The sequence below is a fragment of the Sphingobium sp. TCM1 genome (assembly GCF_001650725.1).
Classification (GTDB): Bacteria; Pseudomonadota; Alphaproteobacteria; order Sphingomonadales; family Sphingomonadaceae; genus Sphingobium.
On sequence record NZ_LXVX01000002.1, the window covers coordinates 208,262 to 232,428 of the forward strand.

General features: G+C 65.5%; 26 protein-coding genes, 1 tRNA gene and 1 other RNA gene. 10 read left to right on the forward strand and 18 right to left on the reverse strand.

Annotation, left to right across the window (positions count from 1 at the left end; genetic code table 11):
• Window positions 1-88 precede the first annotated feature (88 nt).
• The 3 genes from A7Q26_RS02130 (at window position 89) to A7Q26_RS02140 (ending at window position 3,185) form a co-directional block, all read left to right on the forward strand.
• Entirely contained in the window at window positions 89-1,285 is a 1,197-nt protein-coding gene (locus A7Q26_RS02130) for an MFS transporter (protein ID WP_084438941.1), read from the forward strand.
• Between the two features lie 40 nt (window positions 1,286-1,325).
• The gene (locus A7Q26_RS02135; protein ID WP_066855874.1) at window positions 1,326-2,465 is read left to right on the forward strand and encodes an aspartyl/asparaginyl beta-hydroxylase domain-containing protein; all 1,140 of its coding nucleotides are present in this window, start codon (window positions 1,326-1,328) and stop codon (window positions 2,463-2,465) included.
• 93 nt (window positions 2,466-2,558) lie between these two features.
• On the forward strand, window positions 2,559-3,185 hold the full coding sequence (locus A7Q26_RS02140; RefSeq protein ID WP_066855877.1) for a YitT family protein: 627 nt from the start codon (window positions 2,559-2,561) through the stop codon (window positions 3,183-3,185).
• Here the strand turns inward: A7Q26_RS02140 and A7Q26_RS02145 are convergent.
• Both A7Q26_RS02145 and hisI read right to left on the reverse strand, forming a co-directional pair.
• On the reverse strand, window positions 3,182-3,712 hold the full coding sequence (locus A7Q26_RS02145; RefSeq protein WP_066855880.1) for a hypothetical protein: 531 nt from the start codon (window positions 3,710-3,712) through the stop codon (window positions 3,182-3,184). The genes A7Q26_RS02140 and A7Q26_RS02145 overlap by 4 nt on opposite strands.
• Entirely contained in the window at window positions 3,699-4,070 is a 372-nt protein-coding gene (gene hisI, locus A7Q26_RS02150) for a phosphoribosyl-AMP cyclohydrolase (RefSeq protein WP_066855883.1), read from the reverse strand. The genes A7Q26_RS02145 and hisI overlap by 14 nt, the downstream gene beginning before the upstream one ends.
• Window positions 4,071-4,304: 234 nt before the next feature.
• Here hisI and A7Q26_RS02155 point away from each other — a divergent pair, with 234 nt between their 5' ends.
• Window positions 4,305-6,581 carry a TonB-dependent receptor gene (locus tag A7Q26_RS02155; RefSeq protein ID WP_066855886.1) on the forward strand — a complete coding sequence of 759 codons (2,277 nt, stop codon included), beginning with the start codon at window positions 4,305-4,307 and terminating at the stop codon, window positions 6,579-6,581.
• 132 nt (window positions 6,582-6,713) lie between these two features.
• On the opposite strand, the gene A7Q26_RS02160 is transcribed toward A7Q26_RS02155, so the two are convergent.
• The 11 genes from A7Q26_RS02160 to A7Q26_RS02210 all read right to left on the reverse strand — a co-directional run bounded on the left by A7Q26_RS02160 (window position 6,714) and on the right by A7Q26_RS02210 (window position 16,272).
• Window positions 6,714-6,790, reverse strand: a tRNA-His gene (locus A7Q26_RS02160).
• A gap of 89 nt (window positions 6,791-6,879) precedes the next feature.
• Entirely contained in the window at window positions 6,880-7,440 is a 561-nt protein-coding gene (locus tag A7Q26_RS02165; RefSeq protein ID WP_066855889.1) for a septal ring lytic transglycosylase RlpA family protein, read from the reverse strand.
• A gap of 212 nt (window positions 7,441-7,652) precedes the next feature.
• On the reverse strand, window positions 7,653-7,925 hold the full coding sequence (locus tag A7Q26_RS02170; RefSeq protein ID WP_024019962.1) for an HU family DNA-binding protein: 273 nt from the start codon (window positions 7,923-7,925) through the stop codon (window positions 7,653-7,655).
• A gap of 179 nt (window positions 7,926-8,104) precedes the next feature.
• Entirely contained in the window at window positions 8,105-10,501 is a 2,397-nt protein-coding gene (gene lon / locus A7Q26_RS02175) for an endopeptidase La (RefSeq protein WP_066855893.1), read from the reverse strand.
• 136 nt (window positions 10,502-10,637) lie between these two features.
• Complete coding sequence (locus A7Q26_RS02180; RefSeq protein ID WP_066855896.1) at window positions 10,638-10,961, reverse strand: YbaB/EbfC family nucleoid-associated protein; 324 nt, start codon at window positions 10,959-10,961, stop codon at window positions 10,638-10,640.
• Complete coding sequence (locus A7Q26_RS02185) at window positions 10,958-12,571, reverse strand: DNA polymerase III subunit gamma/tau (protein ID WP_066855899.1); 1,614 nt, start codon at window positions 12,569-12,571, stop codon at window positions 10,958-10,960. The genes A7Q26_RS02180 and A7Q26_RS02185 overlap by 4 nt, the downstream gene beginning before the upstream one ends.
• Before the next feature lie 51 nt (window positions 12,572-12,622).
• Window positions 12,623-12,720, reverse strand: an RNA gene (ffs, locus tag A7Q26_RS02190) — signal recognition particle sRNA small type.
• A 77-nt stretch (window positions 12,721-12,797) separates the two neighbouring features.
• A complete protein-coding gene (gene blaSGM, locus A7Q26_RS02195; RefSeq protein WP_066855902.1) occupies window positions 12,798-13,763 on the reverse strand; it encodes an SGM family class A beta-lactamase in 966 nt (321 codons plus the stop codon).
• Between the two features lie 8 nt (window positions 13,764-13,771).
• Window positions 13,772-14,107, reverse strand: coding sequence for a 2Fe-2S iron-sulfur cluster-binding protein (locus tag A7Q26_RS02200; RefSeq protein ID WP_066855905.1), 336 nt, complete (start codon window positions 14,105-14,107; stop codon window positions 13,772-13,774).
• An 18-nt stretch (window positions 14,108-14,125) separates the two neighbouring features.
• Complete coding sequence (locus A7Q26_RS02205; protein ID WP_066855907.1) at window positions 14,126-15,214, reverse strand: cysteine desulfurase family protein; 1,089 nt, start codon at window positions 15,212-15,214, stop codon at window positions 14,126-14,128.
• Window positions 15,211-16,272: a cysteine desulfurase family protein gene (locus A7Q26_RS02210; RefSeq protein ID WP_066856266.1), complete on the reverse strand. Its 1,062-nt coding sequence runs from the start codon at window positions 16,270-16,272 to the stop codon at window positions 15,211-15,213. The genes A7Q26_RS02205 and A7Q26_RS02210 overlap by 4 nt, the downstream gene beginning before the upstream one ends.
• A gap of 166 nt (window positions 16,273-16,438) precedes the next feature.
• On the opposite strand from A7Q26_RS02210, the gene A7Q26_RS02215 reads away from it, so the two are divergent.
• Window positions 16,439-17,095: an alpha/beta hydrolase gene (locus A7Q26_RS02215; RefSeq protein WP_021319762.1), complete on the forward strand. Its 657-nt coding sequence runs from the start codon at window positions 16,439-16,441 to the stop codon at window positions 17,093-17,095.
• A 152-nt stretch (window positions 17,096-17,247) separates the two neighbouring features.
• Here the strand turns inward: A7Q26_RS02215 and A7Q26_RS02220 are convergent, their stop codons facing one another.
• From A7Q26_RS02220 to A7Q26_RS02235, 4 genes are all read right to left on the reverse strand, one after another.
• On the reverse strand, window positions 17,248-17,796 hold the full coding sequence (locus A7Q26_RS02220; protein WP_066856269.1) for a hypothetical protein: 549 nt from the start codon (window positions 17,794-17,796) through the stop codon (window positions 17,248-17,250).
• A gap of 158 nt (window positions 17,797-17,954) precedes the next feature.
• Window positions 17,955-18,335, reverse strand: a complete 381-nt coding sequence (locus A7Q26_RS02225) for an STAS/SEC14 domain-containing protein (protein ID WP_066855909.1) — start codon at window positions 18,333-18,335, stop codon at window positions 17,955-17,957.
• A 52-nt stretch (window positions 18,336-18,387) separates the two neighbouring features.
• Entirely contained in the window at window positions 18,388-18,642 is a 255-nt protein-coding gene (locus tag A7Q26_RS02230; protein WP_066855912.1) for a hypothetical protein, read from the reverse strand.
• 81 nt (window positions 18,643-18,723) lie between these two features.
• On the reverse strand, window positions 18,724-18,933 hold the full coding sequence (locus tag A7Q26_RS02235) for a hypothetical protein (RefSeq protein WP_198162807.1): 210 nt from the start codon (window positions 18,931-18,933) through the stop codon (window positions 18,724-18,726).
• A gap of 155 nt (window positions 18,934-19,088) precedes the next feature.
• Here A7Q26_RS02235 and A7Q26_RS02240 point away from each other — a divergent pair, with 155 nt between their 5' ends.
• From A7Q26_RS02240 to A7Q26_RS02250, 3 genes are all read left to right on the forward strand, one after another.
• Window positions 19,089-20,198, forward strand: coding sequence for a sensor histidine kinase (locus A7Q26_RS02240; RefSeq protein WP_066855918.1), 1,110 nt, complete (start codon window positions 19,089-19,091; stop codon window positions 20,196-20,198).
• Between the two features lie 6 nt (window positions 20,199-20,204).
• Window positions 20,205-20,948: a LytR/AlgR family response regulator transcription factor gene (locus tag A7Q26_RS02245; protein ID WP_066855921.1), complete on the forward strand. Its 744-nt coding sequence runs from the start codon at window positions 20,205-20,207 to the stop codon at window positions 20,946-20,948.
• A gap of 67 nt (window positions 20,949-21,015) precedes the next feature.
• Window positions 21,016-22,149, forward strand: coding sequence for an HPP family protein (locus A7Q26_RS02250; protein WP_066855924.1), 1,134 nt, complete (start codon window positions 21,016-21,018; stop codon window positions 22,147-22,149).
• Here the strand turns inward: A7Q26_RS02250 and A7Q26_RS02255 are convergent.
• Window positions 22,103-22,294 (reverse strand): hypothetical protein, encoded by a 192-nt coding sequence (locus A7Q26_RS02255; protein ID WP_066856272.1) that lies wholly within the window; start codon window positions 22,292-22,294, stop codon window positions 22,103-22,105. The two genes, A7Q26_RS02250 and A7Q26_RS02255, sit on opposite strands and share 47 nt — an antisense overlap.
• Window positions 22,295-22,398: 104 nt before the next feature.
• Between A7Q26_RS02255 and rpiB the strand changes: the two genes are divergently transcribed.
• Both rpiB and glyA read left to right on the forward strand, forming a co-directional pair.
• Window positions 22,399-22,836 carry a ribose 5-phosphate isomerase B gene (gene rpiB, locus A7Q26_RS02260; protein ID WP_066855927.1) on the forward strand — a complete coding sequence of 146 codons (438 nt, stop codon included), beginning with the start codon at window positions 22,399-22,401 and terminating at the stop codon, window positions 22,834-22,836.
• Window positions 22,837-22,847: 11 nt separating this feature from the next.
• Window positions 22,848-24,167: a serine hydroxymethyltransferase gene (gene glyA, locus A7Q26_RS02265; protein ID WP_066855930.1), complete on the forward strand. Its 1,320-nt coding sequence runs from the start codon at window positions 22,848-22,850 to the stop codon at window positions 24,165-24,167.

Genomic DNA, 24,167 nt, shown 5'->3' on the forward strand with positions numbered 1-24,167 from the left:
TCTCATACGAATGCAGGGTTGACCAACGTTGTCATGCGGCCCATCTGCGGAACTTCCGCATATTTTGCATTGCAGCATGGAGCTTGCCATGGGTGTCCAGCCCCGGAACGCGCATCCCGCGCTTGTCCTGTTCGCCCTCTCGGTCGGCGCCTTCGCGATCGGCACGACCGAATTCGCGGCGATGAGCCTGCTGCCTTTCTTCGCGCGTGACCTGGGCATCGACGTGCCGACCGCCGGTCATGCGATCAGCGCCTATGCGCTGGGAGTGGTTGCGGGCGCGCCGGTGATTGCCGCCTTCGCCGCGCGGTTGCCGCGCCGGACACTGCTGATCGGCCTGATGGCGATGTTCGCCGTCGCCAATGCGCTTTCGGCACTGTCGCCCAGCTATTCCTGGATGCTGTTGTTCCGTTTTCTGTCCGGCGTTCCGCATGGCGCCTATTTTGGCGTCGCGGCGCTGGTTGCCGCCAGCCTGGTGCCGATCGAAAAGAGGACGCTGGCGATGGCCAAGGTCATGTCCGGCCTGACCGTCGCCACCGTGCTGGGCGTGCCGGTGGCCAACTGGATGGGGCAGGTGCTGGGCTGGCGATCGGGCTTTTTCGTGGTCGCCGCCCTGGCGGTAGCGACGGTGACTTTGGTCGGACTCTATGCGCCGCGCGATGCGGGCGATCCCAAGGCCAGCCCGATGCGCGAATTGACCGCGCTGGGCAAGTCGCAGGTCTGGCTGACCTTGCTGACCGGCGCGATCGGCTTTGGCGGCATGTTCGCCGTCTACACCTATGTCGCCTCGACCATGATCGAAGTGACGCGTGTTCCCGAAAGCTACGTGCCGCTGATCCTCATCATCTTCGGCATCGGCATGACGCTGGGCAATCTGGCCGCAGCCTGGCTGGCCGATCGCGCGCAGAGCCGCACCGTCATCGGCGTGCTGTTGTGGAGCGCGGCGTCGCTGGCCCTGTTTCCGCTGATGGCCGGCAATATCTGGACGCTCAGCCTGATCGTCTTCCTGATCGGCATCGGCGGCGGCCTGGGCACGCCCTTGCAGGCCCGACTGATGGATGTCGCCGGGGACGCGCAGACGCTCGCCGCCGCGCTCCATCACAGCGCCTTCAATGTCGCCAATGCGATCGGACCATGGTTGGGCGGCCTGTCGATCGCTGCCGGCTACGGGCTGGTGTCGACCGGCTGGATCGGCAGCGCGCTGGCGCTGGGCGGGCTGGCCGTCTTCCTCCTCGCCATTGCGCTGGAGCGGCGGAACGGCGCCATGATACCCGCTGCCGCCGAATAAGCCGCTTTCGCGCCGCCGCGGCGCCGGATAAGGCAGGGGCATGAACGACCAGGCAAGAGAGACGATGCTGGCCGACGCGGCAGTGGCTGCCCTGCGCCGCGGCGATGCGCCGGTGGCGCTGGCGACTTTGCGCGAGATGGCGGACCCGCCGGCGATGCTGCTGGCACAGGCGTGCAACCGCAGCGGCGATCTGGACGGCGAAGCGGACGCGTTGCGGCGCATCCTCGACGGCGACATGCGCAACCTCCCCGCGCTGCTCGCGATGGGCCAGAACATGCTGCGCCGTGGCGACGAACGGGGATCGATCAGCTGGTTCCGCGCCGCCCTGGCGCAGGCCGCCGCGACTGGCGCGCCGCCCCCGATTCAGCCCCTGCTGCGACAGGCTCAGGCCAGCCTGGCCCAGTCGAGCCGGCGGTTCGAGGATCATCTGACCACAGCGATCCGCGACCTGCCGCCCCTGCCGCGGATCGCCCACGCCACCGATCTGCTGCTGGGCAAGCGCGACCTCTACCTCCAGCAACCGAGCATGTTCTATTTCCCCGGCCTGCCCCAGCGCGCCTTCTACGAGCGGGAAGAGTTCGGCTGGGTCGCCCCGATGGAGGCGATGACCGACGCCATCGTCCGGGAACTGGAGGCGGTGCGCGCGCAGGACGCCGAGTTCGCCCCCTATGTCCAGACATCCGCCGGCCGTCCCGCGCCCAATAATCCGCTGCGCGACGATCCTAGCTGGGGGGCGCTCTATTTCTGGCAGGGCGGCGCGCCGGTAGAGGAAAATGCCCGACGCTGCCCATCGGTGATGGCGGCGCTAGCCCATGCGCCGATACCGGTGATCGGCGGCCGTTCTCCCATGGCGCTCTGGTCGTTGCTCAGGCCCGGCACCCATATCCAGCCGCATCATGGGCTGCTCAATACCCGCCTCATCTGCCACCTGCCGTTGCTGGCGCCGGACGATTGCGCACTGCGGGTCGGCGCCGAAACAAGGGCGTGGCGCAAGGGCAAGATGCTGCTGTTCGACGACAGCATCGAGCATGAAGCCTGGAACCGCAGCGGCGAAACGCGCGTCGTACTGCTGTTCGAAGTGTGGCGGCCGGAGATCGACGCGGAGGAGCGCGAGGCGCTGACCCGGTTGTTCCAGGCGATCGACGCCTTCGGGCCGGCGCAGGTCGATACCGGGGGCTGAGCCTCTTTCCAGAAGCTCGTAATGTTGTTATTAGCGCACGTAACAAAATAACAAGAGGATGGCCGGGGCGTTCCCGCTTCACGGACTCCGCCAATGCCTCCTGTCGTGCCTTCACAGACACCCTCTGCCCGTCCCCACAGCCTGGCCGAGGATGGCTATGCCATCGCGATCGGCTGCGCCTTTATCGCCATGGGCATCATGCTGTTGAAGGAAGCAAGCCTGGTGACGGGCGGGATCGCCGGCATCGCGCTGCTCCTGTCCTATATCATTGCCTGGTCGCCCGCCGCGCTGTTCATCCTCATCAACATCCCCTTCTTCCTGGTAGCGGGCAGGACCATGGGACCAGCCTTCGGCGTCAAGACGCTGGCCACCAACATCGCGATCATGGCACTGGGGCTGGCCATGCCCTGGGCGATGCAGATCGCCAGCGTCAGCCCGCTCTTCGCCGCCCTGTTCGGCGGATCGATCATCGGGTTCGGCATTCTTGCCATCGCCCGCCATGGCGCAGGCGTTGGCGGCGTCGGCGTGGTCGCGTTGATCCTGCAAAAGTCGCGCGGCTGGAATGCCGGGCGCACGCAGATGCTCTGCGACATGGTCATCCTGCTGCTGTCGCTCCCGCTGCTCAGCCCCGACCGGTTCGGCCTTTCGATCCTGTCAGCCGCCGCGATGAATGCCGTACTGGTCGTGAATCATCGCCCAGGCCGCTATATCGGCTATTAGCTCTCGCAGAGCGGCGTGTTGCCGCGATCGCGCGCTCGCAGGGCGCTGGCGGCGTCATTGGCGACGCGCGGGAAGCTGACGCCTTCCAGCGAGCCGCGCCCTTCGCACAGGTCCGCGCAGGCCATGTCGACCACACCGGGCAAGGCAACCTGATCGCCATCATATTGGGCGACGATGATGCAGCGGTCCCCGCCCCTGAAGCTCAAGATCAGCTTGTCACCGGTCCGGCGCGCGGTGCCATGGCCACGACAACTGGGCTCCTCGCCGAACACCGCTTCCAGCCCGAAGCGGAACTGCCCGTCCTGACCGGGAATGACGCAGAGCGAGTCGCGTCCGGCCTCATGGGCGCGCTGGAACAGGCCCACCGGCGAAATCCTGCTGGCGTCGGCGATGGCGCCGGTCTCGATCGCCGCCCGCTCCAGCCCGGAGACGGACGCGCGCCCGCCATCCGGGCCGGCATCACCGCGCTCCGGAGGTCGCTGGCAGGCCGCCAACAGGATGAGGAGCGCCAGGCTAGTCCGCCGCATCGACGCTGCTGAGACCCTCCGGCCCGACCCGGCGAAAGAAGCAGGACCGCGCGCCGGTGTGGCAGGTCGGTCCGGCCGGCACCGCCTTCACCCACACCGCATCCTGATCGCAATCTATGCGAAGGTCGCGCACCTGGAGCATATGCCCGGACGTCTCGCCCTTCTTCCACAACGCCTGCCGGCTGCGCGACCAGAAATGAGCGAGGCCCGTCTCGACCGTCAGCGCCAGGGCCTTTGCATTCATATGCGCGACCATCAACACGTCGCCGCTGGCGTCATCGGTCACGACGGCCGTGATCAGCCCGTCGCGGTCATATTTCGGATTGAGGGTCAGTCCCCTGTCGCGCGCATCGTCCATGGCGGGGATATAGAGGGCGGAACGCGCGCTGCGAAGCCTTTTTACGGCGCGCCTCCCGGCCGGGGACCGGGTGCCGACATGTCACTTTCTGTCAGGATCGTTGCATATTTGCGACAGATTAGCGTCGTGCTTCCTTGCCCCCCGCAGCAAGCGCGCATAGCGTCGCGCGCACAACCCGAACACGGGACTCCGCAGGGAGCGGGATGCAAGGCCAGGGTTAAAAGGGGCCTCACCATGTCATCATTGCCGATCTTCACCACCATATCGCGCGGCGCGCTTGCGATTTCGCTTGCCGCTGCCCTGGCGCCAATCGGCGCCGCTCATGCCCAGACCGATCCTGCGGCGGCCGCCGAACAGGGGCTCGGCGAAATCGTCGTAACCGCTTCGCGCCGCGAGGAAAATGCCAAGGACGTGCCCGTCGCCGTCACCGCGATCGGCGGCGAAAAGCTGGACGCGCTCAACAGCAGCGGCCTCGACATCCGCTTCCTGTCGGCGCGCACGCCCAGCCTTCAGATCGAAAGCTCGTTCGGCCGCACCTTCCCGCGCTTCTACATCCGCGGTCTGGGCAACACCGATTTCGATCCGAACGCGGCCCAGCCGGTATCGGTCGTCTATGACGATGTCGCGCTGGAAAATCCGATGCTGAAAAGCTTTCCGGTGTTCGACCTGGCCAGCGTCGAAGTGCTGCGCGGACCACAGGGCACGCTGTTCGGCCGCAATACCCCGGCGGGCGTGGTCAAACTGACCTCGGCCGCGCCGACCGACCATTATACCGGCTATGCGAGCGCATCCTGGGCAACGTACAATACCGTCAATGCGGAGGGCGCGATCAGCGGCCCGATCGCCGATGGTCTCAGCTTCCGACTGTCCGGCCTGCTCCAGCGCCGCGACGACTGGGTGAAGAACGACAATCAGGGCGGCAATGCCAACGCGGAACTGGAAGGTTATCGCGACATCGCCGGCCGCCTCCAGATCGCTTATGAATCGGGCGACTTCAAGGCGGTGCTGAGCGGCCATTATCGTGACCTCGACGGCAGCCCCCGGGTGTTCCGCGCCAATATCTTCCAGCCGGGCAGCAATCATTTCGTCGACGGCTTCGACAAGGATCATGTGAACCTGGACGGCTATACCAGCCAGTCGATGAAGCAGGGCGGCGGCAATCTGCGTATGCAGGTCCATCTGGACGGCGTCGGCACCTTCTTCTCCACGACAGGCTTTGAAAAGGCGCGGGTCGAGAGCACCGGGGATATCGATGGCGGCGGCTGCTATCCCTATACCGGCTGCACTTTCGGCAACCTTGGCGTCGGAACCTTCGATTCCAACACCGGCGGCATTACCCGGCCGGAGGAATTCAGCCAGGAATTCCGCTTCGCAACCGATGACATGAACGGCATCCGTTTGCAGGCGGGCACGTATTTCTTCCATCAGCGCCTGAAGTACAGCGAATATGCCTATGATCTGGCAGGCGCGCGGGTCAGCAATATCCTGCACAACAACACCAACGAGAATATCGGCCTGTTCGCGTCCGGCGAGGCGCGTGTGACGCCCGCGCTGACGCTCCGCGGCGGTCTGCGCTATTCTCGCGACAACAAGCGCGACACGATCACGCTCGACCCGGCGCTAGCCGCAAGCAGCATCGCCAGCCAACTGATCGCCGTCGACCTGCCGCTCAGCAATACCGCGCGCGGCAAGAACCTGTCCTGGGACGTCAGCGCCACCTATGCGGTCAGTCCGGACGTCAACCTTTATGCCCGCGTCGCGACCGGCTATCAGGGTCCGGCGATCCAGGATCGCGTTACCTTCTTCAGCGTGCCGTCGGTCGCCAGGAAGCAGACGACCCTCTCCTATGAAGGCGGCGTCAAGGGCGCGATCGGCAACAGCCTGCGCTTCGACCTGTCGGCCTATTACTGGAACACGGACGACCTGCAACTGACGGCCGTGGGCGGCGCCGGGAATTCGGCGCGCCTCATCAACGTCAACAAGGCGGTGGGCTACGGCGTCGAGGCAAATGTCGAGGCTCAGCCGATCCCCAATCTGACGTTGACCGTGGGCGGCAGCTACAACTTCACCGAAATTCGCGACGATGCCGCTTTCGTGGCGATCTGCGGGTCGGGCATGTGCACGCCGACGGGCCGCACCTTCGTCGACGGCGGCACGACCTACAGCTATCTGGACGGCAACGACCTGCCCCAGGCGCCGCGCTATATCGCCAATGCAACGCTGCGCTACGGCATCCCCGTGGGCACGGGCGAAGTGTTCGCCTATACCGACTGGGCTTATCGCAGCAGCGTGAACTATTTCCTCTATTCGGCGGCCGAGTTCCGGGGACGCTCCCTTATCGAGGGAGGCCTCAAGATCGGCTACAAGTCCGACCATGGCTATGAGGTCGCGGCCTTCGCCCGCAACATCACCAACCAGATCCGGGCGGTCAGCGCGATCGATTTCAACAATCTGACCGGCATGATCAACGAGCCGCGTGTCATCGGCGGCATGATCAAGGCCGGCTTCTGATCGCTTGCGCCATGGCGCAATGACGGAGGGCGTCCCGCAAGGGGCGCCCTTTTTCGTTGGCGCGACGAACGGGAAACGCGCCTGCAAGCCTTCGCTCACATGCGCGTCATCTTCTCGATACAAGGGAGAAAATGGGGCGATCGACGGGATCCGAACCCGCGACCTCTGGTACCACAAACCAGCGCTCTAACCAACTGAGCTACGATCGCCATGGGGGCCATCGGCCCCGCGAGAAGGGCCACATATGCGGCCCATCCCCACCCGTCAAGCGAACAAAATCACCGACGTGCAATTTCTGTCAGCGCCCCGCATCCCGAAGCTGCGCGCGAAGATTGGCAAGCGCACCCGCCGGAAGGCCGGGGCGCTCCCGCGCCGGCTTGCCCTTGCGCAAGCGGGCGCGATCCTTTTCCGCCGGATCGACCACCCGCACCCGCACCGCCGCATGGCCCAGCGCGCGCATCCCCAGTTGCTCCGCCGCCCCGCGCGACAGGTCGATGATCCGTCCGCGCCCGGCAAAAGGGCCGCGATCATTGATCCGGACCAGGATGGTCCGCCCGGTTTCCAGCGACGTCACCTCGACATAGCTCGGCAAAGGCAGGCTGACATGCGCGGCGGTGATCCACCTGGCCCGGAACCTTTCGCCATTGGCGGTGCGATTGCCCGATTCCGAACCATACCAGCTGGCGTAGCCGAGCATGTCATAGCCAGGATCGGCGGTCGGCACATAGGTGACGCCCCGCACCGTATAGGGCGGCCCGATCCGCACGGGGCTGTCGCTGACGGGGCGGAAATCGCCCCCGGCACAGGCCGCAAGCGCCAGAGCCGGGACTGCCCATGCCATTCTGGTCGAGAAGCGCATATCGCTTTCCCTACAGCCCCCTCGCCCGCGCGTCGAGGCTGCGCGCCATGAAAAAAGGGGCGAAGGCGCGCTGACGCCTTCACCCCTTCCTTTCGGCACTCCGCGCCCGTCGGGTGATCCCCTCAAGGCCGCGTCACTCTCCTGAAAACTTCCGACCGCGACGCCGGTAATTTGGTCAGAGCGAGCGTCTGCGCGAGGCAGACGCGAAACCCTTAGTTGACCGAGTCCTTCAGACCCTTGCCAGCCTTGAACTTCGGCTGGGCCGAAGCCTTGATGGTCATCGTTTCGCCGGTACGCGGATTGCGACCGGTGGAAGCCTTGCGCTGCGAAACCGAGAAAGTACCGAAACCGACCAGGCGCACTTCGTCGCCCTTCTTCAGAGCGCCGGTAATGGCGTCGAACACGCCCTCGACCGCCTTGGTCGCGTCATTCTTGCTGAGGCCGCTGCTTTCAGCAACCGCGCTGATCAGATCCTGCTTGTTCATGCCTTGGGAACCCCCTTGTGCTGTTGGTTAGTTTAGGAATCGCGGCGTAGGCGCGGCAATAAGGCGCGGATTCAAGCGCCTGTCAAAGGGAAAGCGACGAACCTCCCTGCTCTGAACCAATTTTGCACTGTGTCGCGCATATCAGCCCAAAGCCAAGGAGTTCCGCCATTTATACCAGATCAGTGCCGAAGCGTGGGATCGCTATCACGGCCGGCAGGCGCCGAAGGCTGCGCGGCGAGGTCATCCTCCTCGGTCCAGGCGATCGCCTCCGGTTTCGAGACGAGCGCGCGGGCCAGCACTTCATCCACATGGGACACCGGAACGATCTCCAGACCCTCGCGGATGTTGGCCGGAATTTCCGCTAGGTCTTTCTCGTTTTCTTGCGGGATCAGCACCGTCTTGATGCCGCCGCGCAGAGCCGCCAGCAGCTTTTCCTTGAGACCGCCGATCGGCAGCACGCGACCGCGCAGGGTCACCTCGCCGGTCATCGCCACATCCTTGTGGACGGGGATGCCGGTCAGGGTCGACACGATCGTCGTCACCATGCCGATGCCGGCCGAAGGACCGTCCTTGGGCACCGCGCCTTCGGGCAGGTGGATATGGATGTCCTTGCGGTTGAAGAGGCTGGGCTTGATGCCATAGCCGGGCGATCGCGCCCGCACATAGGAGAAAGCGGCCTGCACCGATTCGGTCATCACTTCGCCGAGCTTGCCGGTGGTCTTGATCGCGCCCTTGCCGGGCACGGTGACCGCCTCGATAGTCAGCAGTTCGCCGCCGACCTCGGTCCAGGCAAGGCCCGTCACCGCTCCAATCTGGTGCTCCTCCTCGCCTACGCCATGGCGGAACTTCCGCACGCCGGCATAGTCGGCCAGGTTTTCGGGCGTGATGACGACCTTGTCATATTCGCCTTCCAGAATCTTGCGCAGCGCCTTGCGGGCGAGACGCGCCATCTCGCGCTCCAGCGTGCGAACGCCAGCCTCCCGCGTATAATAGCGGATTAGGTCGCGGATCGCCGGTTCAGTCACGGTCACCTCACCGTCCTTGAGGCCGTGGGCGTCGATCTGCTTGGGCAGAAGATGCCGCTCGGCGATCTCGACCTTCTCGTCCTCGGTATAGCCTTCGAGCCGGATGATCTCCATGCGGTCCAGCAAGGGCTGCGGCAAATTCAGGGAGTTGGCCGTCGTTACGAACATGATGTCCGAGAGATCGACGTCGATTTCCAGATAATGATCCTGGAACTTGCTATTCTGTTCGGGGTCCAGCACTTCGAGCAGCGCGGATGCGGGGTCGCCCCGGAAATCCTGGCCCAGCTTGTCGATCTCGTCGAGCAGGAAGAGCGGGTTCATCGTCCCCGCCTTTTTCAGGTTCGACACGATCTTGCCCGGCAGCGAGCCGATATAGGTCCGGCGGTGGCCGCGGATCTCGGCCTCGTCCCGCACGCCGCCCAGCGACTGCCGCACGAACTCGCGTCCGGTCGCCTTGGCGATCGAGCGGCCCAATGACGTCTTGCCGACGCCCGGCGGGCCGACGAGGCACAGGATCGGCCCCTTCAGCTTGTTGGTGCGCGCCTGCACGGCCAGATATTCGATGATCCGGTCCTTGACCTTCTCCAGCGCGAAATGATCCTCGTCGAGGATCGCCTGCGCCTTCTTGAGATCGGTCTTGACCTTGCCCTTCTTGCCCCAGGGCAAACCGAGCAGCACATCGAGATAGTTGCGCACGACCGTTGCTTCAGCCGACATGGGCTGCATACCCTTGAGCTTCTTCAGCTCCGCAGTCGCTTTCGCCCGTGCTTCCTTGCTCAGCTTGGTCTTGGCGATCTTTTCGGTCAGTTCAGCAAGCTCATCGCCTTCCTCACCCTCGCCATTGCCCAGTTCGCGCTGGATCGCCTTCAGCTGCTCGTTCAGATAATATTCGCGCTGGGTCTTCTCCATCTGCCGCTTCACGCGGCCGCGAATCTTCTTCTCGACCTGGAGTACGCCCAGTTCGCCCTCCATGAAGGCGAAGACCATCTCCAGCCGCTTGACCGGATCGGCCTCGACCAGCAGCGACTGCTTGTCGGAGACCTTCACGTTGATGTTGGCGGCGACGGCATCTGCCAGGCGCCCGGCATCCTCAATCTCGCGCAGCTGGACCGGCGTCTCGGCCGGCAGCTTCTTGTTGAGCTTCGCGTAATTCTCGAACTGCTCGGCGACCGAGCGCATCAGCGCAGCCGCCTCCGGCCCTTCGGCTACGATCTCCTCGACCGTCGCGACATCGGCGACGAGATAGGTCTCGCGCGCATCCATCTGTTGCAGCTGTGCGCGGTGCTTGCCTTCCACCAGCACGCGGACGGTGCCGTCGGGCAGCTTGAGCAGCTGGAGCACGACGGCGACGACGCCCGTGTCATAGAGCGAGTCGCGGCCCGGATCATCCTCGGCAGGGTCGAGCTGCGAGACGAGGAAGATTTCCTTATTGCCTTCCATCGCTGCTTCGAGCGCCGCAACGCTCTTGTCGCGGCCCACGAAGAGCGGGACGATCATCTGCGGGAAGACGACGATGTCGCGCAGCGGCAGAAGGGGATATTGCGTAGTCATTCACTCTCCGGGGCCAGCCTGTAGCCCATCCATGCGTTCATCGCCTTTATGGGGATGCCCGTCGCGTCAATCAATCAGCACTGGTCATATCATAGCAACAATGAACCGCGAGTGATCGTACAGCCGCCATTTCCGATCAAAAAGGCAGCTTGAAGCCGGGAGGCAGCGGGAGGCCCGCGGTCATCTTGCCCATTTCAGCGCTGGACACCTCATCAGCCTTCTTCCGGGCGTCGTTGAACGCGGCGGCGACCAGATCCTCCAGCATCTGCTTTTCCGAAGGTGCGAGCAGGCTCTCGTCGATCGTTACGCCCATGATCCGGCCCTTGGCCGAAGCGCGCACCTTGACCAGGCCACCGCCGGCCGCACCCTCGACCTCCAGCTTGTCGAGATTGTCCTGCGCCCGTTGCAATTCTTCCTGAACACGGCTCGCCATGCCCAGGATTTCGTTCAAGTCCTTCATGCTTCAGCACTCCATTGTTCGAGCCTGTCATCCAGCTCGGCATCGGGGAAGGCGGCCATCGCCGCCTTGACCACCGGGGTTTCCAATATCTCGGCGCGGGCGTCCGCCGCCTTGCGCTGCTCCTGTTCCAGCAAGGTCGGCTCGGCCGACCCGTCACTCTGCGCCACCTGCCAGGGGGTACCGGTGACTTCGCGCAACGCAGGCAGCAGGCGCGCCATGAAATCGGCGGGCAGTTGCGACGTCGGGCGATAGTCGAACTGGGGCGGCGCATAGCGCACGACGCCCACGCAATCATGAAGTTCCTGTGCCAGTTGCCCCTTGCCCCGCTGCCAGAAGGCTTCGATCAGGTCGACAAAGGTGGCTGGCAGGCGCGCCGCGGGCGCGGACGAAGACGCAGCGGATGCACCATTGGCTGCGGCCGGAGCCGCCACCGGACCGCCCTCGCGCAGCATCCGCGCAATCTCGCTCGGATCGGGCATGGTCGCCGCGTGCATGACGCGCAGCAGCGCCATTTCGCAGCTTTCGATCGGCAGGATCGCGCTCGCTACCTCGTCATGCCCCTTGAGCAGCAATTGCCAGAGCCGATGCAGCGGCGCGAAACCGAGCTGCGACGCCCAATCCGACAAGGCTTCACGTTCTTCGGCCGACTGGCCGGGGCTGCCAATGTCGCGCCCGGCCTTCACCAGGGTCACGGCATGAACCAACTCCAGCAGACCGCGCATCAGGGCCAGCGGCTCGACGCCCAGCGCATATTGGTCGCGGACAGCGCCCAGCAGAGCGCCCGTATCATCTTCCAGCAGCAGGCCGAGGAGGCGGCGCACGGACCCGCGATCGGACAGGCCCAGCATGTCGCGCACCTGGGCGGCGGTGACGAGCGGCGCCCCTTCCCCCATCTCGGCGTGCGCAATCGCCTGGTCCAATATGGACAGGCCGTCGCGGGCGGAACCTTCCGCTGCCTGCGCGATCAGCGCCAGCGCATCGGGCTCGGCCGCCACATTCTCCGCTTCCACCACATGGGAGAAATGGCCGGCCAGCAGTTCGGCCGGGATTCTGCGCAGGTCGAAGCGCTGGCAGCGCGACAACACCGTCACCGGCACCTTGTTAACCTCGGTCGTGGCGAACAGGAATTTTACATGGGCGGGCGGCTCCTCCAGCGTCTTCAGCAACGCGTTGAAGGCGTTTTTGGAGAGCATGTGGACTTCGTCGATGATGTAGATCTTGTAGCGCGCCGACACGGCGGCATAGCGCACCGCCTCGATGATCTCGCGCACGTCGTCAACGCCGGTATGGCTGGCGGCGTCCATCTCCACCACGTCGATATGGCGGCCTTCGGCGATCGCCAGACAGGGTTCGCACAGGCCGCAGGGGTCGATGGTCGGACCGCCCTGCCCGTCCGGCCCTATGCAATTGAGCGCCTTGGCAATCAGTCGCGCGGTGGAAGTCTTGCCCACCCCGCGCACGCCCGTCATCAGAAAGGCATGGGCCAGCCGCCCGCGCTTGATCGCATTGCCCAGCGTCTGGACCATCGCGTCCTGGCCGATCAGCTCATGAAAGCTGCGCGGTCGATATTTGCGCGCGAGGACGCGATAGGGCTGCGGGGAATCGGACATGCCTCTGTCCTAGCCGCTCGGACGGCCATTGTCGAAGATGGATGATGACTGGAGGGTGGGAGCCGGAACGACCCGTGACGAAATCACTGTGGCTGCTTCCGTCAGGACCTGACCAGGTTCGCAACGGTCACGCCCGCCCGACTCCCGCGCCGGCATATGGCGAAGTGAGGCGGGCTTGGCAAGGGGTTCACCTTCTCGCCACCATGGCAGGGAGAGATCGGCCCGCTTACTCCAGCCCGCTCTTCTGTGCCTTGCTGACGAAATCGAGCGCCGCGCGCGCGGTTTCGGCGATGGCCGCCTCCGCCTTGCCCGCATCGACCGTGGGCCGGTCCAGATAGATGGCCAGGATATATTCGTCGCCCGCCGCAGACTTGACCAGCGCCACGTCATTATAGGCGGTGCCACATGTGCCGGTCTTGCTACCCGACGTCCACCCTTCGGGCAGGCCCGCCTTGATGCGATGGTCGCCGGTGCTACTGGCGTTGAACCAGGCGCGCAGCCTGTCGGCGCTCTCCGGCTTCATGTCCCGGAAGAAAAGCCGCCCCATCAGCCCCGCCATCGCTGCGGGAGACGTCGTGTCGCGCTCGTCCCCCTCGGCATTCTCGTTGAGAGCGGGCTCGTTGCGGTCGAGCCGGGTCACGCGGTCGCCATGGGCGCGCATGAAGGCGGTGAGGCCCGGCGGGCCGCCCAGCATCGGCAGCAACAGATTGGCCGCGCTGTTGTCGCTCACCTCCACCGCCGCCTGCGCCAGTTCGCCCATGCTCATGCGGCCGCGCTTGCGGTTCTTCTTCACGACCGGGGCGTAATCGAGAATATCGTCCTTGCCGAAGGATATCTCCCCCTCCAGCCCGAACTTGCCGGCTTCGGCGCCCAGAAGCACGGCAGCGGCCAGCGGCCCCTTGAAGGTCGAACAGAGGGCGAAACGCTCGTCGCGGTTGAAGCCAAGCAGAAGCGCCCCGCTCCTGTCGACCAGCGCGACCCCCAGCCGTCCGCCGGTTTCCTTCTCGATCTCGGCGGGATTGCGAAGGGATGTCAGCGCCGATTGCGGCACCAGATAACGCGGCGCGACCGGCATCAGTGAATCGAGCCGCCCAGTCGGAACCGGCTCTCTGGCGGGCGCCTTCTTCCGGTCGGCAGCCTGACCGGGAACGGCGATCAGCGCCAGGGCGGCCAGAAGGGTCAGCCTCTTCATGGATCGGATCACATGCCCTGCATATTATTGGATTCGTTCGGGATGCGGACGGTCAGTCGCTCCATTCCGGCGTCCAGCACTATCTGGCAGGACAAGCGGCTGGTGCGCGTCGCGGCGGCGGCCAGGTCGAGCATATCCTCCTCATCCTCGCTGGCGCGGGGCAGACGGACGAAATCCTCGGCATCGACGATGACATGGCAGGTCGAGCAGGCCATCTGTCCCTCGCAGCTTCCTTCCAGCGGCTGGCCGGCGGCCTGCGCAATGTCCAGCAGCAGCGATCCGGCAGGCGCGTCGACCTCCTGCCGCCGCTCGCCGTCAGCGCTGATAAAGGTGACCCTGGTCATTGGTGCGACGCTCCCTTGTCACGGCGCCGCTTGTGCGGCTGCCGCTTCATTCAACACTGTTGCAGCCCTCTCCAGTTCCGCCGGCGTCGTGTAGCGGCCGAAGCCGATCCGCACCGATCCGCGCGCCTGGCCATCCGTCAGCCCCAGCGCGCGCAGCACATGGCTAGGCCGCCCGGACCCGCTTGCGCAAGCACTTCCCAACGAAAAAGCAACATTGCGGCAATGGGACAACAGCCGCGCGCCATCAATGCCCTCGCGCCGCAGGTTGAGATTGCCGGCGTAGCGCTGCGCCATGCTACCGTTCAGCGTCCAATCATCGAACAGACTGCGGGCCGCAGCCGCCAGCTTTTCGACATGCACGCGATCCATGTCCGCCCGCTCTCGCATCAGCCGCGCGGCGACCCCGAAGCCCGCGCAGAGCGCCGGGGAGAGCGTGCCGGACCGCAGCCCCCCTTCCTGCCCGCCACCATGAATGAGCGGCGCGGGCTTCACCCCGTCGCGCAGCCAGAGCGCACCTACGCCTTTGGGGCCGTGAATCTTGTGTGCACTGATCGCGACCATGTCGCAGCCCTGCGGGATCGGAACCCGGCCATAGCCCTGCACCGCATCGCACAGGAACAACGCGCCAGCCTCATGCGCCATGGTCGCCAGCATCTCGACCGGCTGGATCACGCCGATCTCGTTGTTGACCAGCATCGCGACAACGAGTGCGACACCTGGAACGATTGCTTCCCGTGCAGCGTCCGGATCGACGATGCCGTCCGGGCCGACCGGCAGGACGGTCACGTCACGGCCGGCCCGGCGCATGGCGTCCGCCGTGTCGAGCACGGCGGCATGTTCGGTCGCGATCGTAACGATGGCGCCCGCCGGCGCGCCCTGGATCGCGATGTTGAGCGCCTCGGTCGCGCCGGAGGTGAAGAGGGTTCGCCCCCCCGAGGGCAGCAGCTTGCCGATCTCCTCGCGCGCGACCTCCACCTGCGCGGCGGCGGCGCGACCCGGGCGATGAGCGCTGTGCGGATTGGCGAACTGGTCGCGCAGCAGCGGGACCATCGCGTCAAACGCCTCCGGCGCGAGCGGCGTCGTAGCCTGATAATCAAGATATATCATATCTTTAACTGTCCAGCCGCTCTTTCCGCCATGGCTGTCCAGACGGCGAGGAAACTGTCCATGTCGCTGTCGGACGTTTGCGGGCCGAAGCTCACGCGCACCACTTCGGACGCCGCCGCCTCGTCCCAGCCCATTGCGCCCAGCACATGGCTGGTCTTGAGCGATCCGGACGAACAGGCGCTGCCCGCCGACACCGAAATGCCCCTGAGATCGAACTGGATCAGTTGCGCGCGGGCGGACAAGCCCGGCATCCGGTAGCTGGCGATGGCGGGGATACGCGGCGCGTCCCGCGCGACGATCACGCCGCCCGCCGCCTCGATCCCCGCGTCCAACCGGGCGCGCAGTTCCGCCGCCTTGGCCAGCCAGTCGCCGCGCGAGTCCAGCGCCGCGGCCATGGCAAGGATCGCGGGGAGATTTTCGGTACCCGGACGATAGCCCTGCTCCTGACCGCCGCTCGGCTCGATCAGGGCAAGGTCGCGGATCAGCAGCGCGCCGATGCCGGGCGGGCCGCCGAACTTGTGGGCGCTGACAGCGATCATGTCGGCATCCGGCAGCGACAGCTTGCCCGCGCTCTGGGCGCAATCGGCAAACAGGATCGCCCCATCGCGCTCGATCCGGTCGAGCGGCTGGATCACGCCGGTTTCGTTATTGACGTGCTGGACGGCGAGAAGGATTCGTTCGTCCGATCGCAATACCCGATCGGAAGTCAGGCAGACACACCCATCAGACGTTACCGGCAGCCGATCGGCGCCCTTCGTCACGCGCAGTACGGCGTCATGCTCGACCGGCGACGTGACGACCCGCGCCGCCCTCACCCGCGTCAGCGCGATGGCGATCGCCTCGGTCGCGCCGGACGTGAAGATCACATGCCCGCTCCAGCCCAGCGCCACGGCGATCCGGGCGCGCGCCTCCTCCAGCGCCGCGCGCGCGGCGCGGCCGTCGGCATGGGGGCTGGACGGGTTGGCCCAATCCTCCATCGCCGTCGCCATCGCCGCGCGCGCAGCGGGCAGCATCGGGGTGGTCGCGGCATGATCCAGATAAAGACGGTCGGCGGCCAAGCGGGCATTACTCATTGATTGCGGAAATGGCGGCGGCTTCTATATAGGCGGATTGCCGCGCGGCGCCAGCGCCTTGCCCCAGGCATCGCATGACGCGCGCGATCCGGACCCATTAGCCGCTTGCCTCCTCGTCTGGAGTGGGCGGCCCAGAACCATAACAGGTGCCATGCCCGACGTCATTTTCCCCGGACCCGAAGGCCGCCTCGAAGGCCGTTTCAGCCCCCCGCCCCGCCCGCGTGCGCCGGTCGCCATGATCCTGCACCCGCATCCGCAGGGCGGCGGCACGATGAACGACCGCATCACCCAGGCGCTCTACAAGACCTTCGTGAAGCGGGGCTTTGCCGTGCTGCGCTTCAACTTCCGGGGCGTAGGTCGCAGCCAGGGCACGTTCGACAATGGCATCGGCGAACTCAGCGATGCCGCCGCCGCGCTCGATTGGGTGCAGAGCTTCCATCCCGAAGCGCAGACCACCTGGATCGCCGGCTTCTCCTTTGGCGCGTGGATCGGAATGCAGTTGCTGATGCGTCGCCCGGAAATCCGGGGCTTCATCTCGGTCGCGCCGCCCGCCAACATGTATGACTTCTCCTTCCTCGCCCCCTGCCCCTCGTCGGGCATCATCGTGCAGGGCACGGCGGACGAGGTGGTGACGGCAAGCGCGGTCCAGAAGCTGGTCGACAAGCTGCGCACCCAGAAGGGCATCACCATCCATCATGACGAAATCCGGGGCGCAAACCATTTCTTCGAGCATGAACTCGATCAACTGATGAAGTCGGTCGACAATTATCTCGACATGCGCCTGTCGCCCGACTCGCCCATCCGCTGAAATGTGAGTTCGAGCGGGTCATGAAGGGGCCGCCCGACCGGGCAGCCCCGTTTTTCATGCCCGCCCCACCCATGCAAAGGGGCGCGATCGGCCTGATGCCATCGCGCCCCTTTTTGCCGGCCATCCTCCCCCGCGGAGAATGGGCTTGCGGTTCAGTTCGCCTTGCTCATGTCGACCTTCTCGACCCATTCAGGATAGAAGGTCGGCTCGCGGTTGGACCAGCCGACCGCCGTCGCCGCTGCCTCGCTGATCGATTGGAGCAGCGCGCGACGCTTGTCGGGATGGAGATGCGGCAGGCTCGCCGCCGCGCAGAAGGCGCCCGGCAACCAAGGCCGCGCACCGGCGCCCAGCAAGCGTTCATAGAGGAAGCGATAGGCGGAGAAACTGCCAAGACGGTCCTGCCCCAGGTCGAAGGCGGAAATGGTCACGAGCGGCGCCATGAACGGCTCCACCTGCTCCAGGCCGCTGTCGTCGGGCACCCGCGCCTTGATCTCGTCGAGCCGGCCGTAAATCCGCGCCTGCGCCCGAATCGAGGCCTCCTCCACCATGTCGCGCGACCACAGCTTCATCGCGTCGCGGCGATGCAGCCCGATGTCCAGCGATCTGCGGATATAGCGTTGGGTAGCGGACGGGAAGCTTGCGAATTCACGCAACTCCGCCAGGGTGACAGCCCCATCCGCCGGTCTTGCACTCGTGCCCATATCCTTGCCCTCCGACTTCAAGTCGTGCGACAGAACATGCGCTCATCATGGTTACTGAAGGCTTAAGCGCCTGTTCCACCGTCATTCACAACGGACCAGATTTCTTTGTGCAGCGCAACATGAAAATCATCCTTTGTGCGACAGGATGATGACAGAAATCAGGCCGGGACGCACCTGTCTTCCGTCAGCCATGCCAACGCGGCGTCAGCGCTGTCGAAAATCCGGAGATAGGACTGCGTCATCTCGCGCCGGACCTGCAACCGGGCGATAGCGCTCGACGTGACAACGGCGATCCGGCGAGCGCGCGGAAATCCATCAAAATGCGTGCGGAACATGGCCAGTGCGTCTTGCGGCTGGACCGCGCTGTCGCTCATGTCCATGCGCAGCAAATAGCCGGGCTGGAAACCTTCGGCCCCGAATCGAGCCTTGCAGGCCTCGGCATAGGGACCGACATCCTCTGCCGAAAAATAGCGATGCCAGGCGACATCCATCAGGCCGAAGTCGTGATCGAAGTGGATGCTGTAATAGGCATTAGGCATGGGGAGGACCTCCGGTCCGCATCCCGATGCCCTGAAATGGTTAGAGAAACCCTTACGCCCCGGTTCGCCGGTCGAGCACAGCACCGATCATGCTGCGCCATACGGCGACATCACCGGCCTGCGCCATCTGGGCATCAGGTTCGCGCAAGGTGTGAAGGATGGCATACGCGTCGTCCACATGGTTGCGCCAGGCCGCATCGACGGCCCCGGCCGCATGGGGATCGCTGCCCTCGCCGTTCAGGCTTAACTGGCGCCCGGCAAGCACGCGAGCGATGCGTTCGACGGCGGGGGTGCAGGATGTGGGCATGGATGTGTCGCTCCTCTCTCGTGCGGCGGCCAGTTCGCTCTTCCGCCTTGGCAAATTAGCATGATTTGCACGCTGGAGCCATCAATCCCGTGGCGTGTAGCCCGACGAGGGCACCGGATCGCCATGATCGCCCGGCTTGGTCGTCGATGGCGGGTCGGATGCGTCCATCGAATCCTTGAGACCTTCTTCCAGCTTCTCCTCCCGGCTGACGGCATGGTCCTGCCGGTCGGTCTCCCGTTCGTCGCCGGCTTCCTCACGGCTGTGCGGGCGGATGTCGGTCTTGTCGTTCATCGGTCTCTCCTGCCACGCCATGGAAATGGCGCACCCGATCAACGGACGGACGTCAGGCCGGTTCCGCCCTGGCCGTTCGACCAACATGCGGAGCGGTTCGACCAGCTACCGGCAGACGGGGCGACAAGCGCCGCGCAGGCGGTTAGACAGGAATCATGATAGTGACTTCCGAAGATGGTGAACGCGGCGTCTCCCCCGCGATCGCGCTCTATTCCATCCTGGGTTTCTGGCTGTTCTACACATTGATTGTGAGCCTGCGCGCGCTGGTCGTCGGCTTCGATGCGCAGATGGAGATGGCCGCGCGCCGTATGGTGGTCGCGGTCATAGGGATCATCGTGACCTGGATCCTCTACCTCGCGCTTCGCCGTTTCGACCGGAAGCCGTTGCTGATCCGGGTCATCGCCGCCTTCTCGCTCGCCATACCCTTCGCCTTCGCCATGGCGGCTGCCAACTACTACATGTTCAACGTCTATGACCCCATGTCGCTCTTTACCGACATGGACATGCACAAGAAGGCCGAGGAAAATTACGTGCTGATCGGCATCGTCGAGGATGCGATGAGCCGCTTCTTCTTCCTGTCGGCCTGGGCGGGCCTCTATCTCGCCCTCTCCTACGCAGCCGAAGCGCGCAGCACCGAACGCCGCGCCGCCCGGCTGGAGCAGGCGGCGCAGCAGGCCGAGCTACGATCGCTGCGCTATCAGGTGAACCCGCATTTCCTGTTCAACACGCTCAATTCGCTGTCGACGCTCGTCATGCGCAACCGCCCGGACGAGGCCGAGCAGATGATCATGTCGCTATCCAACTTCTACCGCACCAGCCTGACCGGCGACCCGCTGGACGATGTCCCGCTGGAAGAGGAAGTGCATCTCCAGAAACTCTATCTGGATATCGAGGCGGTGCGCTTCCCCGAACGGCTCACCACCGTCATCGACATCCCGCCGTCCTTGCTGAGCGCCTGCGTCCCCGGCCTTATCCTTCAGCCGGTGGTGGAAAATGCGATCAAATATGGCGTCTCCCGCACGTCCAGTCCGGTGGAGATCCGCATCACCGCGCGCGAGGACGGCGACCTGATGCACATCAACGTCACCGACAACGGACCCAACCCGCCAAGCGCGGCGGATCGCGGCAGCGGCATCGGCCTCGCCAATGTGCGGGACCGGCTCACCGCACGTTTTGGCGATCGGGGCCGCATCGTTTATGGTCTGCGCGAGGCGGGCGGCTTTTCCGTCCTCCTTACCCTACCCATCATCCGCCGGGGTTGCTGACCGCCCATGTCCATCCGCACCATGATCGTCGATGACGAGCCGCTCGCGATCGAGCGCCTCCAGATGCTCTGCGCCCGCGAACCACGCATCGCGCTGGTCGGCACCGCCACCGATGGCGAGGCGGCGTTGCGCCTGATCGAGGGACTGAAGCCCGATCTGGTCATGCTCGACATCGCCATGCCGCTGCTCGACGGCATCGGCGTAGCGCGCGCCGTGGGGCGGCTCGGTATCCGCCCGGCTGTGATCTTCGTCACCGCCTTCGAAGGCTTCGCGGTCGAAGCATTCGACCTGGCAGCGGTCGACTATATGCTCAAGCCCGTCGCGCACGACCGGCTGACCCGCGCGATCGACCGGGTGGAGGTCGCGTTGCGCAACCAGTTGCCCGACACCGCCGCCGTCTCCAGCGAACCGCAGCCCGAATGGGCCGAGGAATTCTGGGTGCCGCACCGTTCGGAACTGATCCGCATCGCCACCGACCAGATCGACCGGATCGAGGCTGAGCGCGACTATATGCGCCTGCATGTCGGCCAGCACAGCTATCTGCTGCACCAGACGATCAGTTCGCTGGAGGAGCGGCTCGATCCGCAGCAGTTCGTCCGGCTGCATCGCTCGCACATCGTCCGCCGCGATCATATCGCCCGGTTGCGCCACGATGGCAGCGGTGTGTGGTTCGCCGCGCTGGCCGACGGCGGCGAAATCCGCATCGGTCGCACTTTCCTGGCCAATGCGCGGGCGATGACCGGGCGATAGGTCGGCTTGAACGGGACGAGGATTTTCGCGCTTGGCCGGGCGGGTTCGCGCGGTTAGCGCAGCACCCATGTCCGACGCCCCCGAAAAAGACGTCCGCCTGATCTGGAGCCGCTATTACAGCGCCTTCGTCCCTGCTCCGCCCGGCCCAGGCCTTCTCGATCGGCTGAAGGCCGCGAGCGGCGCGATCGGCGGCATCGCCATCACCGGCCTGCTTTGCGGGCTGATGCTGGGCAATGGCCTTGCCCACCCGCTGCTGGTCGCGCCGATGGGCGCGTCCGCCGTGTTGCTGTTCGCCGTGCCCGCCAGCCCCCTCGCCCAGCCGTGGCCAGTGCTTGGCGGCAATGTCATTTCCGCCCTGGTCGGCATCGCCGTGGCCAAGGCCATCGCCGACCCCACGCTGGCCGCCGCGCTGGCGGTTGGCGCGGCGATCGCGGTCATGTCGCTGCTGCGCTGCCTCCACCCGCCCGGCGGCGCGGTGGCCCTGTCGGCCGTCCTGGGGGCGAAGGGCGCGGCGGGCAGCTATATGTTCGCGCTGGTGCCCGTCGGCGTGAACACACTATTGCTGCTGACCGTCGCCATCCTCTTCCACCGGCTGGCCGGTCATAATTATCCCCATGTCGCGCCCAGGACGCCCGCGCCCCATGGCACGAGTGACCCGGCACCGATGCTGCGCGCCGGGCCGTCGGGACAGGATCTCGCCGATGCGATGCAGGACTTCGGCGACACGCTGGACGTGGATGAGGCCGACCTGCGCCAGCTTTTCGCCGACGCCGAATTGCGCGCCGCCGAGCGGCTGCACGGCACGGTGCCCTGCGCCGAAATCATGTCGCGCGACGTGATCCATGTCGCCGCGCAGGAGCCGATCGGACAGGTCCGCATCCTTATGCAGGAGCGCGGTCTTCTCTCGCTGCCCGTGCTGGACGATGCCGGGCGCGTCCAGGGCATCATCGGCGCTCTCGATCTGGGCCAGGAGGGCGCGCAAGCCGGCGACATCGCCCGCCGCCCCTTGCTGGTCCATGCCGACACGCCGGTAGCCCGCCTGATCGGCCCGCTGAGCAGCGGCACCCGCCGCGCGGCCATCGTGGTCGATGCCGACCATCGGTTGCAGGGCCTTATCACCCAGACGGACTTGCTCGCGTCGCTGGCACTGAGGCCTATCGCTGTTCCAGCACCGGCAGATCCGGCCCCGGTATCGCGGTAATGGCGACATTGGCGAACATCACCAGCCCCGCAAGGATCATCAGCACCCCGCGCTTCCGGTCGCGCCTCTTCAGGAGCGTGTAAATGCCGCCGCCGGTCAGCAGCGCGCCCGCGAGCATGAGGATGGATAAGATCGTTCCAGCCATGCAGGATGCCATAGGGACCAAGCTGGACTGTGGCAATTGGCGTTCCTTGCCCCTATGAGGCGCGCAGAAACGAATCACCCTTTCGGTGAAGGGACGCTTCTCACATGAAAATCGCCATCGCATCCGATCATGCCGCCGTCGACTTGAAGGCGGAACTCGCCCAATGGCTGCGCGAGGAAGGGCATGACGTCGACGACCTGGGACCGGCCACCGCCGACCGAGTCGATTACCCCGATTTTGGTTACAAGCTCGCGGCGGCCGTCGCATCGGGCGCGGCCGAGCGCGGCATCGCGCTCTGCGGGTCGGGCATCGGCATCTCGATCGCGGTCAACCGCAATCCGGCGTGCCGCTGCGCACTGGTAAGCGAACCGCTGTCGGCTGCGCTGTCGCGCGAGCATAACGACGCTAATGTCTTGGCGCTCGGCGCTCGTCTGACAGGTGAGGACATGGCCAAGGCGTGCGTCTCCGCCTTTATCAACACCGAGTTCGGCGGCGGTCGCCATGCCGGCCGTGTCGAGAAACTATCCCAGCCCGCGCTCTGAAAGGACTTGAGATGAGCACCGACACCCTGACCCAGCCTGCTTTGTCGGACATCCGTTCGGAAGGCTATTTCACGCGCGGCCTGGCCGATGCGGATCCCGCCGTGTTCGGCGGCGTCCAGCAGGAACTGAAGCGCGAGCAGAACCAGATCGAACTGATCGCGTCGGAAAACATCGTGTCCAAGGCGGTGCTGGAAGCGCAGGGTAGCGTCTTCACCAACAAATATGCCGAGGGCTATCCGGGCAAGCGCTATTATCAGGGCTGCGCTCCGTCCGACGTCGTCGAACAGCTCGCCATCGACCGCGCCAAGCAGCTGTTCGGCTGCAACTTCGTCAACGTCCAGCCGCACTCGGGCGCACAGGCCAATGGCGGCGTGATGCTGGCGCTGGTCAAGCCCGGCGAGACGATCATGGGCCTGTCGCTGGATGCCGGCGGCCACCTGACCCATGGGTCGAAGCCCAGCATGTCGGGCAAATGGTTCAACGCCGTGCAATATGGCGTTCGCGAAGACACCCACCTGATCGACTATGACGCGGTCGAGGCGCAGGCGATCGAATGCCAGCCCAAGCTGATCATCGCGGGCGGCAGCGCCTATCCGCGCCAGATCGATTTCGCCCGCTTCCGTGCGATCGCGGACAAGGTCGGCGCGCTGTTCATGGTCGACATGGCGCACTTCGCGGGTCTGGTCGCCGGCGGCGCCCACCCCTCGCCCTTCGGCTATGCCGACGTGGTGACCACCACCACGCACAAGACCCTGCGCGGTCCGCGCGGCGGCATGATCCTGACCAATGACGAAGCGATCGCGAAGAAGATCAACTCGGCCATCTTCCCCGGCCTTCAGGGCGGCCCGCTGATGCACGTCATCGCCGCCAAGGCGGTGGCCTTCGGCGAAGCGCTCCAGCCGGAGTTCAAGACCTACGCCCAGGCGATCGTCAACAATGCCAAGGCGCTTGCCGGCAAGCTGGAGCAGCGCGGCCTGGCCGTCATCTCCGGCGGCACCGACACCCATCTGGCGCTGATCGACCTGCGCCCCTACGGCATTTCGGGCAAGGATGCCGACGAGGCGCTGGAGCGTAGCTTCATCACCTGCAACAAGAATGGCGTGCCGGGCGACCCGCTGCCCCCGACCAAGACCAGCGGCATCCGCGTCGGATCGCCCGCCGGCACCACCCGCGGCTTCGGCGTGGCGGAGTTCGAGGCGATCGGCGACATGATCGCCGACGTGCTGGAAGGTTTGCGCGACAAGGGCGAACATGGCGATGCCGCCGTGGAAGCCAATGTCCGCGAACGCGTCACTGCGCTTTGCGCCCGCTTCCCCATCTACGAAGGGTAA

Excerpts from the sequence above, each read along its gene's own strand:
- A7Q26_RS02130 (WP_084438941.1), top strand. The coding sequence starts at position 89 with ATGGGTGTCCAGCCCCGGAACGCGCATCCCGCGCTTGTCCTGTTCGCC.
- A7Q26_RS02135 (WP_066855874.1), top strand. The coding sequence starts at position 1,326 with ATGAACGACCAGGCAAGAGAGACGATGCTGGCCGACGCGGCAGTGGCT.
- A7Q26_RS02140 (WP_066855877.1), top strand. The coding sequence starts at position 2,559 with ATGCCTCCTGTCGTGCCTTCACAGACACCCTCTGCCCGTCCCCACAGC.
- A7Q26_RS02145 (WP_066855880.1), bottom strand. The coding sequence starts at position 3,712 with ATGCGGCGGACTAGCCTGGCGCTCCTCATCCTGTTGGCGGCCTGCCAG.
- hisI (WP_066855883.1), bottom strand. The coding sequence starts at position 4,070 with ATGGACGATGCGCGCGACAGGGGACTGACCCTCAATCCGAAATATGAC.
- A7Q26_RS02155 (WP_066855886.1), top strand. The coding sequence starts at position 4,305 with ATGTCATCATTGCCGATCTTCACCACCATATCGCGCGGCGCGCTTGCG.
- A7Q26_RS02165 (WP_066855889.1), bottom strand. The coding sequence starts at position 7,440 with ATGCGCTTCTCGACCAGAATGGCATGGGCAGTCCCGGCTCTGGCGCTT.
- A7Q26_RS02170 (WP_024019962.1), bottom strand. The coding sequence starts at position 7,925 with ATGAACAAGCAGGATCTGATCAGCGCGGTTGCTGAAAGCAGCGGCCTC.
- lon (WP_066855893.1), bottom strand. The coding sequence starts at position 10,501 with ATGACTACGCAATATCCCCTTCTGCCGCTGCGCGACATCGTCGTCTTC.
- A7Q26_RS02180 (WP_066855896.1), bottom strand. The coding sequence starts at position 10,961 with ATGAAGGACTTGAACGAAATCCTGGGCATGGCGAGCCGTGTTCAGGAA.
- A7Q26_RS02185 (WP_066855899.1), bottom strand. The coding sequence starts at position 12,571 with ATGTCCGATTCCCCGCAGCCCTATCGCGTCCTCGCGCGCAAATATCGA.
- blaSGM (WP_066855902.1), bottom strand. The coding sequence starts at position 13,763 with ATGAAGAGGCTGACCCTTCTGGCCGCCCTGGCGCTGATCGCCGTTCCC.
- A7Q26_RS02200 (WP_066855905.1), bottom strand. The coding sequence starts at position 14,107 with ATGACCAGGGTCACCTTTATCAGCGCTGACGGCGAGCGGCGGCAGGAG.
- A7Q26_RS02205 (WP_066855907.1), bottom strand. The coding sequence starts at position 15,214 with ATGATATATCTTGATTATCAGGCTACGACGCCGCTCGCGCCGGAGGCG.
- A7Q26_RS02215 (WP_021319762.1), top strand. The coding sequence starts at position 16,439 with ATGCCCGACGTCATTTTCCCCGGACCCGAAGGCCGCCTCGAAGGCCGT.
- A7Q26_RS02220 (WP_066856269.1), bottom strand. The coding sequence starts at position 17,796 with ATGGGCACGAGTGCAAGACCGGCGGATGGGGCTGTCACCCTGGCGGAG.
- A7Q26_RS02225 (WP_066855909.1), bottom strand. The coding sequence starts at position 18,335 with ATGCCTAATGCCTATTACAGCATCCACTTCGATCACGACTTCGGCCTG.
- A7Q26_RS02230 (WP_066855912.1), bottom strand. The coding sequence starts at position 18,642 with ATGCCCACATCCTGCACCCCCGCCGTCGAACGCATCGCTCGCGTGCTT.
- A7Q26_RS02235 (WP_198162807.1), bottom strand. The coding sequence starts at position 18,933 with ATGAACGACAAGACCGACATCCGCCCGCACAGCCGTGAGGAAGCCGGC.
- A7Q26_RS02240 (WP_066855918.1), top strand. The coding sequence starts at position 19,089 with ATGATAGTGACTTCCGAAGATGGTGAACGCGGCGTCTCCCCCGCGATC.
- A7Q26_RS02245 (WP_066855921.1), top strand. The coding sequence starts at position 20,205 with ATGTCCATCCGCACCATGATCGTCGATGACGAGCCGCTCGCGATCGAG.
- A7Q26_RS02250 (WP_066855924.1), top strand. The coding sequence starts at position 21,016 with ATGTCCGACGCCCCCGAAAAAGACGTCCGCCTGATCTGGAGCCGCTAT.
- A7Q26_RS02255 (WP_066856272.1), bottom strand. The coding sequence starts at position 22,294 with ATGGCTGGAACGATCTTATCCATCCTCATGCTCGCGGGCGCGCTGCTG.
- rpiB (WP_066855927.1), top strand. The coding sequence starts at position 22,399 with ATGAAAATCGCCATCGCATCCGATCATGCCGCCGTCGACTTGAAGGCG.
- glyA (WP_066855930.1), top strand. The coding sequence starts at position 22,848 with ATGAGCACCGACACCCTGACCCAGCCTGCTTTGTCGGACATCCGTTCG.